The sequence below is a fragment of the Streptomyces sp. NPDC050625 genome (genome assembly GCF_040654755.1).
Lineage (GTDB): Bacteria > Actinomycetota > Actinomycetes > Streptomycetales > Streptomycetaceae > Streptomyces.
Genome location: NZ_JBFAIQ010000001.1, coordinates 226,691 through 241,818, shown reverse-complemented (window position 1 = coordinate 241,818; position 15,128 = coordinate 226,691). Strand labels below are relative to the sequence as shown.

The following is a 15,128-nucleotide window of genomic DNA, read 5'->3' as shown; positions in this document are numbered from 1 at the left end:
GTCCCTATCAGTGATCTCGCGGTTCGTTGGATGCGTGGGCGTGCCGCGAAGGGCAACGTGACGTCCGCATGTGTCACTAGGGGGGCGCACACGGTGTCCGAGCGCGCGGCATGTCCGTCTCGCAGGTTATCTCTGCTTGCGGGAGGCCTCTAAATCGCGGGTCACACGTGAGCGGTGATACCTGTCACATGATGCCGTAATCGCTGGCACGGCGTGCCGAAACGGCGAGGCCTCACCGGGCTGGGGTTGACCCGGTGAGGCCTCTGGAGCGGCCCGGAAGGGCCCGGGGCGGCTGATCCCCACCCCAATGGGGACCAGCCGACCCCATCCGTGAGGTGTCGGTCCGACGCGCCGACGGCATTCGGCCGTCCGATACCTCCCTCCCCACGGAGCCGGTCGGGACGGGGCGCCTCAGCTGCCCTGCGTCAGCTGCCCCGGGTCAGATGCCCTGGGTGCGCCCGTCGTGCACGTTGTGCAGGGTGTGCAAGGTGTTCATGTACCCCGTGTGCCCGACCTGAGACGGGGCCACGGAATCGGCGACACCCGCCGTGCCGTACACGGCGTGCCCGGCGAGCGGGCCGGCGGCCTGGACGGTGCCGCCCGCCAGGTCCTGCGCGAAGGGCGCGGCCTGCTGGGCGACACCGTGGGCGAACGGGTCGGCCTCACCGGCCACGCCGTACGCGAACGGGGCGACGTCGCCCGTCACGTCGTACGCCAGCGTCGTGGTGCTGCCCGCGACCGGCTGCGCCGTCCGGGTGACGGTGTCGACGACGGGCTGTACGGCACCGCTCACCCCGTGCGCGAACGGCGGGACCTCCTCCGCCACGCCCTGCGCGAAGGGGCCCACCTGCCCGGTCACACCTTGCGCGAGCGGCGGTACGGCGCCGACGACGCCGTCCGCGAAGGGGTGGACGTCACCCACGACGCCGTACCCGAGCAGCTGGGCGTCCGCCACCGCCTGCCCGGCCACCGGCACGACCCCGTGCACGGCGGTGCCGGCGACGGGCGGCAGCACGGCCTGTGTGCCGTCCTGGGCGACCTGCCCGACCACACCGGTGGCGTACGGCGGCACGTCGGCGACGACCCCGCCGGCGACCGGCCGCACGTCGGCCACGGCACCCGCGGCGACACCCTGCACGCCCGTGACGGCGTCCCCGGCGACGGGCGTCACCCCGTGCACGGCAGCGGTGACCACCGGCGTCACGCCGTTCACCGCGCCCGTGGCCACGCCCTGCGCGCCCGTGACCGCGCCCCCGGCGACCGGCTGGACGCCCTGGACGGCGTACCCGGCGACCGGGACGGCTCCGTGCACGGCGCCGGCGGCGACCGGCGGGCAGGCCTCGGCGGCCGTCTCGTACGCGACCGTGGTGACCGTGCCGGGAACGGCCGTCATGGTGCCGGTGAGGTGCGCGGGCACGGAGGACACGGAGGCCTGGGCGGCGGACGTGGCGTCGGCGGCCCGGCCCCGGACGCCGGCGAGCGCGCCCTGGCCCGTGCGGCCCGCGGTGGCCACGGTCTGCGCGGCCTTCGTCCGTACGGCTCCGTCGACGCCCTGGGCCTGGCTGCGGGCGGCCGCCTGGGTGGCCTGGAGCTTGGTCTGGGCGGCGGCCAGGGCCTCCTCCACCTCGGGGGCGAAGGAGGACAGCGGGCCGAACAGGTAGTCGATCTCGTCCTGCGGGGAGGACGCGTCGGAGACGGTGGCGGCCGCCTCCGCCCTCGCCTCGACGGCCCCGTGGTGGGTCGTGGCCTGCGCGGCACGGGCCGCCCGGGCGCCGTTGATGGCCTGGGCGCCCCTGACCTTGGCGTCCACGTAGCGGCGGGCCTGGTCGGCGGTGGCGGTGGACGTGCCGGTGGCGGTGTGGGCGGCGGTGGCGGCCGTCTGCCCGGCCCCGGCCGCCTTGCTCCGGGTGTCGGACACGGTGGACTTCGCCTTCGCGGTGGTGTTCGTGGTGGTGTTCTGGGTGGTCTTCTGGGCCGTCGAGGTCACGCCGCCGGTGACACCGGTGACCGTGTCCTGCACGTCGGACACGACACCGTCGACCGTCCCGGTGAGGCCGGAGGTCGTGTCGGAGACGGACAGGGACGAGGCGGGCAGTTCGTCGGCGCTGGCCACGGTCGAGCCGAGCGCCCACGCGCCGGTCACTCCGGCGGCTATGACGATGGAACGGCGGATGTTCTTGTTCATGCGTGCGTCAGATCCTTAAGGGATTCCCGGACGTCGGAGCCGCAGGGGCTGCGAGGACGCCGGAAGTGCGACTGGGACTCGGGCCGTCCGGAGTTCGGAGGGGTGTCCGGACGGTCGGGCAGACCTGTTCCGCCCCCGCGCGACAGGTCCACGGCGGGCAGGTGGCCGTGGTGTCCTAGCCGGGGAAGATGGGAATGTCCCGGTGCCTGTCCCGGGTCCCGGCCGCGTCGACGCGCGCGGCGGCACCGGGCGCGAGCCGCAGGGGCGCCCGGTCGTTCAGGGTGACGGCGTGTGCGTCACCGTGCCTCGGAGAGCCGTTGTCGACCGCCGACTTGCCCAGCGCGCCGCCCTGGTCGCCGGTCGGCGCGGGGCTGCTCGGGGCGGTGACGGGGGCCGCGGCGCGATGACCGTCGGCGTGCGCCGCGGAACGCGGTGCGGGGGTGGCGGCGGTGAGGTCCGGTCCGTACGCGCCGTTCCTCACGGGCTTCGGCGTACGGGCCGTGGTGCCCCCGAGGTCCTCACCGGACACGGCAGCCGGCCGAGCCGCGCCGTGCTGTGTCGTCCCGGGGGCCGAGGTGACCGGCGCCGGCAGCAACCGGCCGGGCAGCTCGGACATTCCGGGGAGTCCGGGAAGCCCTGGCAGCGAGGGAGTCGCGGGCAGGGCAGGCAGTTTGCCGCGCACCGTGTCCAGTTGCTGCGTCACGGCGCCCACCAGGTCCCCGACCGGGCGCGTGGCACGACGGGTCACAGACGCGACGGCGTCCTGGTCCACCGCGGGCACGGCGGCCACCGCGCGGCGACCGGTGTGCTCCACCGGAGCGGTGACCGGGGCGGTGACCGAGTCGGCAACTGCCCCTACGACGCTCTTCGTCGGTGCCTTCCGCGGAGTGGCCCGCACCGCGTCCGCCACGTTCGTCACATCCGTCACGGCCGACGACACGGACGCGACCGACGAGGCGGAGGCGGCCGACGTGACGGAGGCGGCCGAGGTGGGTGAGGTACCCGTCGGCGTCCCCTCCGCGGCGTGCGCCCGCTCCCCGCAGAGGATTCCGAGCGCGAACAGACCGGCCATCAGCAGCCCCAGTTGCAGGGCACGTCGTCCCGCCGCCGTGCGCAACACGCGCACGCCGGTGGCGGGCTGGACTGCTGCTGAGGTCAAGAGGGGACGGGTCCTCCCGTGCGGCGGAACACGTGACGAGTTGGCACATCGCGGGCGAGCCCGATCCTCGCACGGCACGCCCGAGGTTGCGCAAGCCCCCCGTTACCGATGGGTACTCATGTCCCTTTTCCCGCCTGGCGTCACACGGTGTCCGGTATCGGAAGGGGACGCTTCTCGATCGCCGCCGCCATCACGTCCGGGAACAGATCGGGCGTACAGGCGAAGGCCGGTGCTCCCAGGGCGGCGAGCGCGGCCGCATGCTCCCGGTCGTAGGCGGGCGCCCCTTCGTCGGACAGCGCGAGCAGCGTGACGAACTGCACCCCCGACGCCTTCATCGCTGATACCCGCTTCAGCATCTCGTTCCGTATCCCTCCCTCGTACAGATCGCTGATGAGCACCACCACCGTCTCTGCGGGCCGGGTGATCTGCGACTGGCAGTACGCCAGCGCCCGGTTGATGTCCGTGCCGCCGCCGAGCTGGGTGCCGAAGAGGACGTCGACGGGGTCGTCGAGCTGGTCGGTGAGGTCGACCACGGCCGTGTCGAAGACCACGAGCCGGGTGCTGATCGACCGCATGGAGGCGAGCACCGCCCCGAACACGGACGCGTAGACGACGGACGCCGCCATCGACCCCGACTGGTCGATGCAGAGGATGACCTCCTTCTTCACGGACTGGGCCGCGCGTCCGTATCCGATCAGCCGCTCCGGCACGACCGTGCGGTACTCGGGCAGGTAGTGCTTGAGGTTGGCCGCGATCGTGCGGTTCCAGTCGATGTCGTGGTGGCGCGGCCGACTGACCCGGGCACTGCGGTCGAGGGCGCCGGTGAGCGTGGCCCGGGTACGGGTGACGAGCCGCTTCTCCAGGTCCTCGACGACCTTGCGCACGACCGCCCGTGCCGTCTCCTTGGTGGTCTCCGGCATCGCCTTGTTGAGCGAGAGCAGCGTGCCGACCAGGTGCACATCGGCCTCCACCGCCTCCAGCATCTCCGGTTCGAGGAGCAGGGAGGCAAGGCCGAGCCGGTCGATGGCGTCCCGCTGCATCACCTGGACGACCGAGGAGGGGAAGTAGGTCCGGATGTCACCGAGCCAGCGCGCCACCGACGGCGCCGACGCCCCGAGCCCGGCCGAACGGTCCCGGCCCGTCTGCGGTTTGTCCCCCTTGCCGTAGAGCGCGGCGAGCGCTCCGTCCATCGCGGCGTCCTGCCCGGACAGCGCGCAGCCGGTTCCGTCGGCCGTGTCGCCCCCGAGCACCAGCCGCCAGCGCCGCAGCCGCTCCGATGACGGGTCGGCGGTGTCCACCGCTGTCGGCTCGGTCGTCATGTGCCCACCCCCACGAAGTCGTTGTCGCCGGTCTTCTCCCGCTCGGCCTTGTCCCCCGCGGTCTTCCCCTCCTCGGCCTTGTCCCCCGCGGCCTTCTCCTCCTCGGCCAGGCCGAGCAGCAGCCGGACGAGGGGCAGTACGGCGTCGGCGCGCTCGGTGTCCGGCTCCGGGGCGAAGCCCGGTATGCCGGCCCCCCGGCCGGCCGCCGCGCTCCCCCGCGCACCCGGTCCGCGCCGCACCAGCTCGCCCAGGGTTCTGCGTACCCCTGGCTCGTACGCCGAGAACGTCCGCCGCAGCAGCGGCAGCACGTCCGTGAACGCCTCCGTCGGCACCCCGGTGAGCCAGGCGTCGACCAGGCCGAGCAGCCGCTCGTCGTGGACCAGCAGCATCCCGCCCCCGCCGCCGACGAAGCCCTCGATCCACGCGGCCGCGTCCGGCGGCGGTGTCCCCGGGGACAGCACGAGCCCCATCAGCCGCGCCGCCTCGTCCTGGCCCAGCTCCCCCTCGTCCAGCAGCAGCCGCACGGCCCGCCCCCGGATGACCCCCGGCACCGTGTCACGCCCGGACAGGACGCGCAGCACCGAGCGCCAGCGGGCGCGCAGGTCGCCGGCTCCGGGAGCGGGCGGGTCCTCGCGGCCGACGGCGGAGACCTCCCCCAGCAGGACCACCGCCCCGTGCACCTCGTCCACATGACGCCGCATCTCCTCGGCCGCGTCCGCGTCCAGGGCGGCGCAGGCCGGGGGCAGGCCGACGAAGATCCGCTCGGCGAGGCCGGCGGCGACCTCGGCGAGGGCCCGCGTGTCGGTGCCGCGCACATCGCCGTAGCGCAGGGAGCGGACCAGGGCGGGGAGCGCCTGGGCGAGGTGGCCGACGTCGGCGTCGAGGGCCGCGCGATCGGCGAGCACCCGCATCACCACGGGGAGCGCGTCGGGCAGTTCGGCGAGCAGACACCGTTCGGCGAGCGCGGTGACCTCGGCGAGGGCCTGCGCTGCCACGGCGTCCGCCTCGGCCTTGGCGGTCGCGGCGCCGAGCACCGTCGTGCCCCAGACCCCGGCTTCGGCGACCCGCACCGACAGCTCCGGCTCCCAGCGCAGTCGCCAGGTCTCCCGGAACGTGCCCGTGCTGCCCCGCGACTCCCTGGGCTCGCCCCAGCCGACGCCCAGCAGCCGCAGCCGGTGCAGCAGCCTGCTGCGTCCGGCGTCGGTCTCCTTGCGCAGGTCGAGCTCCAACTCCCGCTCCAGCGCCTCCGGTTTGAGCCGCAGCCGGCGCTGCAACCGGGCCAGGTCCCGCTGCAACGGCACCGCGGGCGCCGCGTCGGGCACCTCGCCCAGCAGGTCCCCCACCACCAGCCGGTCGTGCACCAGCGCGAGCGGTACGTCGGAGCCGTCGCACATCACCGCACGCACGGCATCGGTCGTCTCGCTCAGCCCGGCCAGCGGTCGGCCCCGCATCGCGGCGAGCGTCTCCGCCAGCCGCACCGCCTCGATGACATGCGCCGAGGACACGATCCGGTCCTCCTCGCGCAGCAGCCCGGCCACCTTGGTCAGCCACCGCTCCACCGGCCGGTCCGGCGCGCCGAACAGATGCCCGTACCAGCCCGGTGAGTCGATGCCCGCCCCGTACCCGCTGGACCGGGACAGCCTGCGGTGCGTCCACGGCACCCAGGTCATGTCCACCTTGGCCTTGGGCAGCCCCTTCAGCAGGGCCCGGTCGGCGGCGACGGAGGCCTTCTGCCGCAGTGCGGGCACGTGCCAGGCTCCGCACACCACGGCTACAGCGTCCTCGAACTCACGCTGCGCAGCCCGTAGTTGGAGCCGCATATGGGCCTCGCGCACAAGGTCCCTGGCGTGCCCGCCGGCGCCGTACGTCTCCCGCAGCGCCCCCATGGCCTCCTCAAGCGCGGCGAACGGCGCGAGCGCCGCGCCCGAATGCTCACCCCTGTGTTCGACCACGTCTTCCCACCAGCGCTCTGGGTCGTCGTAGCCGCCGGTCTCGGCGAGCACGGCGATCGGGTCAACGCGGACGTCGGGCCCGGACGCGGGCTCGTCGATGGCATCGGCATCGGCGTCGCCCCCGGCCCCGGCCCCGGCCCCGGGAGACTCCCCCTCCTCACTCGCCCACGCGAGCGTGTGCGCGGCCGGCAGGTCGATGAAGCGGGCCGGGACCCCGTGTTCCAGGGCCCAGCGGATGGCCACCCACTCGGGGGAGAACTCGGCCAGCGGCCAGAAGGCCGACCGTCCGGGCTCCTCCACGGCGTGCGCGAGGAGCGCGACCGGAGGGCGCATGTCCTCGTCGGCGGCCAGCGGGATCAGCGCGTCGGCCTCGGGCGGCCCTTCGAGGAGCACCACCCTCGGGCGGGCCGCGTCCAGCGCGGCCCGCACGGCCCGCGCCGACCCGGGCCCGTGGTGCCGCACCCCGAGCAGCAGCGGCCCGGAGTCGAACGCCCGCCCCCACTCGGACTCGCTCACACGCTCACCTCCCGGCAGGCCCGGTAGAAGTCCTTCCAGCCGTCCCGCTCGCGCACGACCGTCTCCAGGTACTCCTGCCACACGACGCGGTCGGCCGCCGGGTCGCGGACGACGGCGCCGAGGATGCCCGCGGCGACATCGGCCGGCCGCAGTATGCCGTCGCCGAAGTGGGCGGCCAGCGCCAGGCCGTTGGTGACGACGGAGATCGCCTCGGCCGTGGACAGCGTGCCGCTGGGCGACTTCAGCTTCGTACGGCCGTCGGTGGTGACGCCGTCGCGCAGCTCGCGGAAGACCGTCACCACCCGGCGGATCTCGTCCATGCCGTCGGGCACGGCGGGCAGTTCGAGGGGGCGGCCGATCTGGTCGACGCGGCGCGAGACGATGTCGACCTCGGCGTCGGCACTCTCCGGCAGCGGCAGCACCACCGTGTTGAAGCGGCGGCGCAGGGCGCTGGACAGGTCGTTGACGCCGCGGTCGCGGTCGTTGGCCGTGGCGATCAGGTTGAAGCCGCGGACCGCCTGCACCTCCTGGCCCAGCTCCGGGATCGGCAGGGTCTTCTCGGACAGGATCGTGATCAGCGTGTCCTGGACGTCGGCCGGGATGCGGGTCAGCTCCTCCACGCGGGCCGTCATGCCCTCGGCCATGGCCCGCATGACCGGGCTGGGCACGAGCGCGTCACGGCTGGGGCCGTGGGCGAGCAGCTGCGCGTAGTTCCAGCCGTAGCGGATCGCCTCCTCCGGGGTGCCGGCGGTGCCCTGCACCAGGAGCGTCGAGTCGCCGCTGACGGCGGCGGCCAGGTGTTCCGACACCCAGGTCTTGGCGGTGCCGGGCACGCCGAGCAGGAGCAGTGCGCGGTCGGTGGCGAGTGTGGTGACCGCGACCTCGACGATGCGGCGCGGGCCCACGTACTTCGGTGTGATCACCGTGCCGTCCGGCAGTGTGCCGCCGAGCAGATACGTCGCGACCGCCCACGGCGACAGCTTCCAGCGGGCCGGGCGCGGGCGGTCGTCCTGGGCCGCCAGCGCGGCGAGTTCGGCGGCGAACGCGTCCTCGGCGTGCGGCCGCAGCGCCTCGGCCGGTTCCTTCACGAGTGCTTCGGCCGCATCGGCTGCTTCGCCTGCCTGTACGGACGTTGCTTCCACGGACACAGTCATGGCTGAGGCCCCCTCCAGCTCGGCCGGTTCGGTCTGTCACCAACCGTGCACCACGCCACTGACAATCCGTTCCGACCTGCGAAAACATGGCGGCAGGGCCGATTGTCAGTGGCGGGATCTACCTTCGATTGCATGACTCAGCAGGGGGTGCGCTGGACCGCGGACCAGGTGCTGGCACTGGCGCCTGACGTCGCGTCACGCAAAGCGGGAAGCAAACTCGGCGCGGCCGGACCGTGGTCCGAGGCGGGGAGCTCCGACGAGGGGACGGTGTGGGGGCTGTGCAAGGGCAGCGGCAGCAAGCCGTATCAGACGGTCGTCGACATCGCGGAGGCGGCGGGTCCGGCATACAAGTGCTCGTGTCCCAGCCGTAAGTTCCCGTGCAAGCACGCGATCGGACTGCTGCTGCTGTGGGCGGGCGGGGACGGTTCGGTGCCGACGGCTAAGGCGCCGGACTGGGCCGAGCAGTGGATCGCGGGCCGGAAGAAACGCGCGCAGGAGAAAGGGGAGTCGGGCGGCGGGGGTTCGGGGTCCGCATCCGCCGATCCCGAGGCGGCGCGGCGCCGGGCCGAGCGCCGGGCGGAGCGGGTCACGGCGGGGGCGACCGAGCTGGAGCAGCGTCTGGCGGATCTGCTGCGCGGCGGCCTGGCCTCGGCGGAGCAGGCGGGGTACGGGCTGTGGGAGGAGACCGCGGCCCGCATGGTCGATGCGCAGGCGCCGGGACTGGCGGCCCGGGTGCGGGAGTTGGGGGCGATCCCGGGGTCGGGGCCGGGCTGGCCGGTGCGGCTGCTGGAGGAGTGTGCGCTGCTGCATCTGCTCGACCAGGGCTGGCTGCGCCGTGAGCGGCTCCCGGACGGCCTCGCGGCGACGGTGCGTTCCCGTGTCGGCCTGCCCGCCTCGGCGGAGGGCCCGCCGGTGCGCGACCGCTGGCTGGTCCTCGCCCAGTACGACACGGCGGACGCGAAACTGACGACGCGCCGGATCTGGCTGTACGGCGCCGAGTCGGACCGTATCCGCCTGCTCCTCTCCTACGGCGCGGCCGGCCGGGCTCCGGAGCTGGCACTGCCCGTCGGGCTGGCCCTGGAGGCCGAGGTGTCCGCCTATCCCGGCGCGGGACAGCTGCGGGCGGCGCTGGGCGAGCAGTTCGCCCCGCCCGCTCCGGCCGCGATACGGCCCCCGGGGGTGACGACGGCCCGGGCGGCCGCCCGGTACGGGGAGGCGCTGCGGGACGACCCGTGGCTGGACGCGGTCCCGGTGACGCTGGACCGCGTCCTGCCGATCCCGGACGGCGACTCCTGGCAACTGGCCGACGCCGACGGGGACTCGGCGCTGCCGCTCAGTCCGGCCGCCCGTTCCCGCCCCGGCCTGTGGCGGCTCGTCGCCCTTTCCGGCGGCGCACCGGTCAAGGTCTTCGGCGAGTGCGGCCACCGCGGCTTCACCCCGCTCACGGCATGGCCACAGGGAGCGGGAGAGGCGGTGCCGCTGTGCTGAGGGGGCCCGGCACCGAAGGACGACCGATGGAAAGGGGCGTCATATGAAGGGGAACCCGGCTTCCGTGGGGGCGGCGGGTGCGGCGGGCATCTCGAACGGTGCGGGTGCGGCGGGCGTCTCGAACAGCGCGGGCGCCTCGGGCACCCCGAACGCCCCGAGCACGTGGGAAGAGCTCGTCACCGCGGCACTGCTCGGCACGGACCGGCGTGCGCCCGTCGGCGGTGCGCCGGGGCGGGAGGCTCCGGTCGCGCTGCTGGACGCGGCGGCCGTGGAAACCGTGCGGCGGCGGGCGGGGCTGCGTCCGGCGCGAGCCGCCCGGCGTCCGGAGCCGGCCGCCGAGGACCCGCGCCCTGCGCTGCCCGCCGCGGCGGCCCGCAGGCTCGTGATGCTGCTGGCCGACCGTCCCGGCACGGGCGGCGGCAGACGGGGCACCTCGCCGGATCTGATGGAGCTGCTGCCCCAGTGGCTCGCGGCGGCGAACGCACGAGGGTTCGCCGCACCCCCGCAGTCCCTGCCCGCACTGCTGGACGCGGCCCGGGGGCGTACGGACCTGCGGCCGGCGGCGCTGGCGTTCGCGGGACCGCGTGCGCTGTGGCTGGCCCGGCTGAACCCGGACTGGCGCTTCGCCCTGCGCGCGGCCCCGGGCGGTGGGACGTCGCTGCCGGACCCAGACGACGACTCCGCCGTCGGCGAGGTGCAACGGCTGTGGCAGGAGGGGCTGTTCGCCGAGCGGGTCGCCCTCCTCGCCGCGATACGGGCACGCAGGCCCGCGGCCGCGCGCGAACTGCTGGCCGCGACCTGGGCGACGGAGCGGGCGGAGGACCGCCTGATGTTCCTCGACTCGCTGCGCACGGGGCTGTCCGCCGACGACGAGCCGTTCCTGGAGCAGGCGTTGGGTGATCGCAGCCGCAATGTGCGGGCGACGGCAGCGGAGTTGCTGTCCGCGCTGCCGGACTCGGCGCTGGCCGCGCGGATGGCGGTGCGGGCCGGAGCCTGCGTGGCCGTCGACCACACGCGCGACATTCCGACGATCGCGGTCGAGGCGCCGCTTGAGTGCGATACGAGGATGGAGAGAGACGGTGTCGTGGCCAAACCTCCTTCGGGTAGAGGGGAGCGATCGTGGTGGTTGGGCCAGTTGGTGGAGGCGGCGCCGCTCGGAACATGGCGGGGACGGCTCGGCGGTCGTACGCCGCAGGAGATCGTGGCACTGCCGGTTGCGGACGGCTGGCAGGGCGAGCTGCATGCGGCGTGGTGCCGGGCCGCGGCTCGGCAGCGGGACCCGGAGTGGGCCCGGGCTCTGCTCGGTGCGCCCTCGGCGCCCGAGGCCGGCGGCCCGGGAGCGGTCTCCCTGGCGGAGCGGGCGAAGCTGCTGGGCACGCTGGACACCCGGGAGCGCGCCGAATGGGTGGCCGGCTTCATCGCGACGCACGGTTTGTCCGAGGCGTTCCAGCTGCTCGGGGTGTGCGCCGTGCCCTGGGCCCCGCCACTCGGACGGGCGGTGGTGGATGCGCTCGACATCGCCCGGGAAGCGGGGAGTTACCCGTGGAGCTTCAGTGGGGTGATGGGGCTGGCCGAGCGGTGCCTGGATCCCGCGGCGGCGTCGCGGCTGGACGGGCTGCTGGCGGTGCCGGACGAGAAGGAGGACGCGTCGCCCGGCGCCGGGGGCTACTGGGCGGAGGCGTTCCAGCGGCTCGTGACCACCTTGCGGCTGCGCGCCGCGATGGCCGACGAGTTGGGGGTGACGCCGGAGCCGGGTGCACTGCGGGTGCGCTGAACGGCACCCGCGCGGTGACCCTCGTCGATCCGGCGCCGCGGGGACTACGCGCCGGCGGGCTGGCGTACGTTCTGCCGCACCCAGTCCACGATCGAGGCCGTGGTGGCACCGGGCGTGAAGATCTCGGCGACGCCCTTCTCCTTGAGCGGCGGGATGTCCGCCTCGGGGATGATGCCGCCGCCGAAGACCAGGATGTCCTCGGCGTCCCGCTCCTTGAGGAGGTCGATGACCGCCGCGAAGAGGGTGTTGTGGGCACCGGAGAGGATGGACAGACCGATCGCGTCGGCGTCCTCCTGGATCGCCGTGTCGACGATCTGCTCCGGGGTCTGGTGGAGTCCGGTGTAGATGACCTCCATACCGGCGTCGCGCAGCGCACGCGCGATGACCTTGGCCCCGCGATCGTGGCCGTCGAGCCCCGGCTTGGCCACCACCACGCGGATCGGTCCGGCTGCCACACCCATCACTGCCTCCATGAAGCGACTACATCCATCCGTACCGACAAGTACCGCACATTCCGCGCGTTCCGCCACCCGTCGCGAAGTGAACGAACGTTATCTCCAGCATCCCTCAACCGGCAGTTTCACGGTGGTGACAGAGGGGGAAATCACACGGTGGGACACGTTCGGGAGCCGCAGCGTGGTCCGCGCGGGCACGAAGGGCACACAGGGCAGGTAAGGCACGACAGCGGGGAGCCTCGTCGCCACGCCGGCAGGACGCCTCGTCAGGTCATCGGCGCCGCATGCGCCGCACGCCTCAGCCAACCCGCGCGTGCCACTCGGGCACCGGCGGCCGCCCCCACTGCGACTGCCCATGAGGGCACACGGGGGATCGGGCCGTCCTCCTGCGTGCCGACAGGAGGTCGGCCATGAAGGTCACCAAGGCACTCGAACCCCTGGTTCCGATCTGGCAGCAGCTCCTGCCGGGCAGACTCACGGGGCTCTCCATGGCCCTCCTCAAGGCGACCGCGCTGGAGATCGCGATCCTGGCCGGGCACATCGCCCTCTATCCCACCGGCATCACCCCGGAGCGCCGCTCCCCCACGCGGGCAACGACCCTGCCGGACGGCACCGCGCAGCTGCCGGCCACGCCGGATCCTCCGGTTGTCCTGCTGCACGGCTTCATCGACAACCGTTCGGTCTTCGTCCTGCTGCGCCGCAACCTCGTCCAGCACGGCAGACAGCGCGTCGAGTCGCTCAACTACTCACCGCTGACCCGGGACATCCGCACCGGGGCCGAGCTGCTGGCCCGGCACATCGAGGAGATCTGCGAGCGCACGGGGAGCCCGCAGGTCGACATCGTGGGGCACAGCCTGGGCGGGCTGATCGCGCGCTACTACGTACAGCGGCTCTCCGGTGACCTCCGGGTCCGCACGCTGGTGACGCTAGGCACCCCGCACTCCGGCACCCGGGTGCTCCCGCTGGCGAACGCGCACCCGATCGTGCGCCAGCTGCGCCCCGGTTCGGAGGTGTTGGAGGAGCTGGCCGAGCCGGCGCCCGGTTGCCGTACGCGCTTCTTCTGCTTCTGGAGCGACCTCGACGCTCTGATGGACGAGCCGGAGACCGCCCGTATCGACCATCCCGACCTTATGGCGCAGAACATACAAGTGATGGGAATCGGGCATCTCGCCCTTCCCGTCCACCCGGCCGTCGCGGCCGGGATACGGCAGGCACTCGACGCCGAACACCCGGAAGTGGAGGTCGCCAGGCCGGCCGGCGGGCTGACCGTGGCGTGAGAACAGGGTCATAACCGGGTCATACCGGGCGAGTCCGGGCGGCGCAACAGCCGTCCGGACTCGCCGACTCAGCGGGACCGGCAGACAACCGGATGTCGAACAATCTTCGAACACAAAGCCAAACCCGCGTCCATCGTCCCCCGAAACACGGCCGAATGCCCGTTTCCTTCGGGCGCGAAACCTTCCGAAGATTGTCGCGCCCGCATACCGACGGGTACAGTCGCCGCACTGCTCTGGCAGCCCCTGTTGTCGAGGCGAAAGAGAAGTTGGTGAACGACCGTCACCCGTCGGGGATCATGACCTCCCCGGCTCCGGCTTCCGATGCCGCCTCGGCGCCCTACGCGTCGTACGGCGGGCAGGAGGCCCAGTACGGCGACTTCACCTCGTACGCCGGATACGGCACGGACGGCTATGCCACCGGTGCCCACACCGCCACCTCGGCCTTCGAGACCGACCCGCTCTTCGGGAATCTCCCGGGCGGGGGTCACACCACGGGCGCGTACGACACCACGCAGTGGCAGACCAGCGGTCACCACACGCTGAACTACGACCCGTACGCGGCCCAGCACCACGCCGCCTACGACAGCGGCGCCTACGACAACACCGCCTGGACGATCCCTCATCAGGCCACGGGGAACGACATCAGTGGGCAGTGGGATGCGAACGCCTGGCTCCAGCCCGAGCAGCACACCGGCGCCGCCCCGACCCAGCAGTGGGAATGGGGCACCCAGGCCTACGAGACCGGTACGTACGACGCCACGCAGTGGAACTCCGACGGCGGCGTCGCAGCCACCGAGCCCGAGCGGCAGGCCGAACCCTTCGACCAGCAGGCGACCACCACCTTCGACCAGCTCTCGTACGAGAATCCCGCCCACGAGGAACTCGGCCACGAGAACTACGAGGACTACGCGGATGACGAGGACGACGCCTTCGAGGGTGCCGCCCCGGACGAGGACGAGTCGACGGCCACGGGCGAATTGCCCGCAGTAACGCCACTGCTGGACGATCAGGAAGAGTTCACCCCGCGCCCGTCCACCCGTGCGGGGTCACGCGGCGGTGCGCGTTCGCGCCGCCGTACACCCAAGCGCTCCGCGCTGCTGACCGTGGCCGTGCCTTCGGCCTGTGTGATGGGGGTGGCCGGGATCGCCGCCGCCTCCGTGGGCAATCTGAACCTGATCGGCGGCGGCAAGGACACCAGCGCCTCCGCGGCGGAGACGAAGTCGGTGAAACCGTCCGCCGCCAACAACAAGCTGGACACCCAGCTGGAGAGCCTCTCCGCCGGCGCCGACGACTTCGCCGACCGGGCCAGCCGCACCCAGGAGCGCATCGACCTCAAGGCGCAGCAGGTGGCCCAGCAGAAGAAGGCGGCGGCCGAGGCGGCCCGCAAGGAGCGGCTGCGCCCGAAGTACGCGCTTCCGGTCCTGCAGAGAGGGCTCAGCGCCTATTTCGGCCAGGCGGGCGTCAACTGGATGTCCGTGCACACGGGCATCGACTTCCCCGTCTCGTACGGCACGACGGTGATGGCCGCGACCGACGGCACGGCCCGCACCCAGTGGAACAGCGCCTACGGCAACATGATGATCGTGACGGCCAAGGACGGCACGGAGACCTGGTACTGCCACCTCTCCAGCTACCGGGTCGCCTCCGGTACGAGCGTCAAGGCCGGGCAGCCGATCGCCTACTCGGGCAACTCGGGCAACTCGACCGGCCCGCATCTGCACTTCGAGGTCCGGCCGGCGGGCGGTTCGGCCATAGACCCGCTGCCGTGGCTTCGCAGCCATGGCCTCGACCCGACGTAGGTCCCCCGCCTTCTCCACGAGTGACCCAGCCCCCGCCGGACCCTCCGATC

General features: G+C 73.3%; 10 protein-coding genes. 4 read left to right on the top strand and 6 right to left on the bottom strand.

Annotated elements, in window-relative coordinates:
- Nucleotides 1-439 precede the first annotated feature (439 nt).
- The 5 genes from AB0I54_RS01165 to AB0I54_RS01145 all read right to left on the bottom strand — a co-directional run bounded on the left by AB0I54_RS01165 (nucleotide 440) and on the right by AB0I54_RS01145 (nucleotide 8,285).
- Nucleotides 440-2,185, bottom strand: coding sequence for a hypothetical protein (locus AB0I54_RS01165; protein ID WP_363293754.1), 1,746 nt, complete (start codon nucleotides 2,183-2,185; stop codon nucleotides 440-442).
- Between the two features lie 175 nt (nucleotides 2,186-2,360).
- Nucleotides 2,361-3,344, bottom strand: a complete 984-nt coding sequence (locus AB0I54_RS01160; RefSeq protein ID WP_363293753.1) for a hypothetical protein — start codon at nucleotides 3,342-3,344, stop codon at nucleotides 2,361-2,363.
- Between the two features lie 140 nt (nucleotides 3,345-3,484).
- Nucleotides 3,485-4,663, bottom strand: a complete 1,179-nt coding sequence (locus tag AB0I54_RS01155) for a VWA domain-containing protein (protein WP_363293752.1) — start codon at nucleotides 4,661-4,663, stop codon at nucleotides 3,485-3,487.
- Nucleotides 4,660-7,131: a DUF5682 family protein gene (locus tag AB0I54_RS01150; RefSeq protein WP_363293751.1), complete on the bottom strand. Its 2,472-nt coding sequence runs from the start codon at nucleotides 7,129-7,131 to the stop codon at nucleotides 4,660-4,662. The genes AB0I54_RS01155 and AB0I54_RS01150 overlap by 4 nt, the downstream gene beginning before the upstream one ends.
- Nucleotides 7,128-8,285 carry an AAA family ATPase gene (locus AB0I54_RS01145; RefSeq protein ID WP_363293750.1) on the bottom strand — a complete coding sequence of 386 codons (1,158 nt, stop codon included), beginning with the start codon at nucleotides 8,283-8,285 and terminating at the stop codon, nucleotides 7,128-7,130. Before AB0I54_RS01145 ends, AB0I54_RS01150 begins: the two co-directional genes overlap by 4 nt.
- A 132-nt stretch (nucleotides 8,286-8,417) precedes the next feature.
- Between AB0I54_RS01145 and AB0I54_RS01140 the strand changes: the two genes are divergently transcribed.
- A complete protein-coding gene (locus AB0I54_RS01140; RefSeq protein ID WP_363293749.1) occupies nucleotides 8,418-9,773 on the top strand; it encodes an SWIM zinc finger family protein in 1,356 nt (451 codons plus the stop codon).
- Nucleotides 9,774-9,816: 43 nt separating this feature from the next.
- Nucleotides 9,817-11,547 (top strand): DUF5691 domain-containing protein, encoded by a 1,731-nt coding sequence (locus AB0I54_RS01135; protein ID WP_363293748.1) that lies wholly within the window; start codon nucleotides 9,817-9,819, stop codon nucleotides 11,545-11,547.
- 44 nt (nucleotides 11,548-11,591) lie between these two features.
- On the opposite strand, the gene AB0I54_RS01130 is transcribed toward AB0I54_RS01135, so the two are convergent.
- Complete coding sequence (locus AB0I54_RS01130; protein ID WP_316747512.1) at nucleotides 11,592-12,008, bottom strand: cobalamin B12-binding domain-containing protein; 417 nt, start codon at nucleotides 12,006-12,008, stop codon at nucleotides 11,592-11,594.
- Nucleotides 12,009-12,412: 404 nt separating this feature from the next.
- On the opposite strand from AB0I54_RS01130, the gene AB0I54_RS01125 reads away from it, so the two are divergent.
- Together AB0I54_RS01125 and AB0I54_RS01120 are read left to right on the top strand one after the other, a co-directional pair.
- Complete coding sequence (locus AB0I54_RS01125; RefSeq protein ID WP_363293747.1) at nucleotides 12,413-13,279, top strand: alpha/beta fold hydrolase; 867 nt, start codon at nucleotides 12,413-12,415, stop codon at nucleotides 13,277-13,279.
- A gap of 269 nt (nucleotides 13,280-13,548) precedes the next feature.
- Entirely contained in the window at nucleotides 13,549-15,078 is a 1,530-nt protein-coding gene (locus AB0I54_RS01120; RefSeq protein WP_363293746.1) for a M23 family metallopeptidase, read from the top strand.
- The last annotated feature ends 50 nt before the right edge of the window (nucleotides 15,079-15,128 follow it).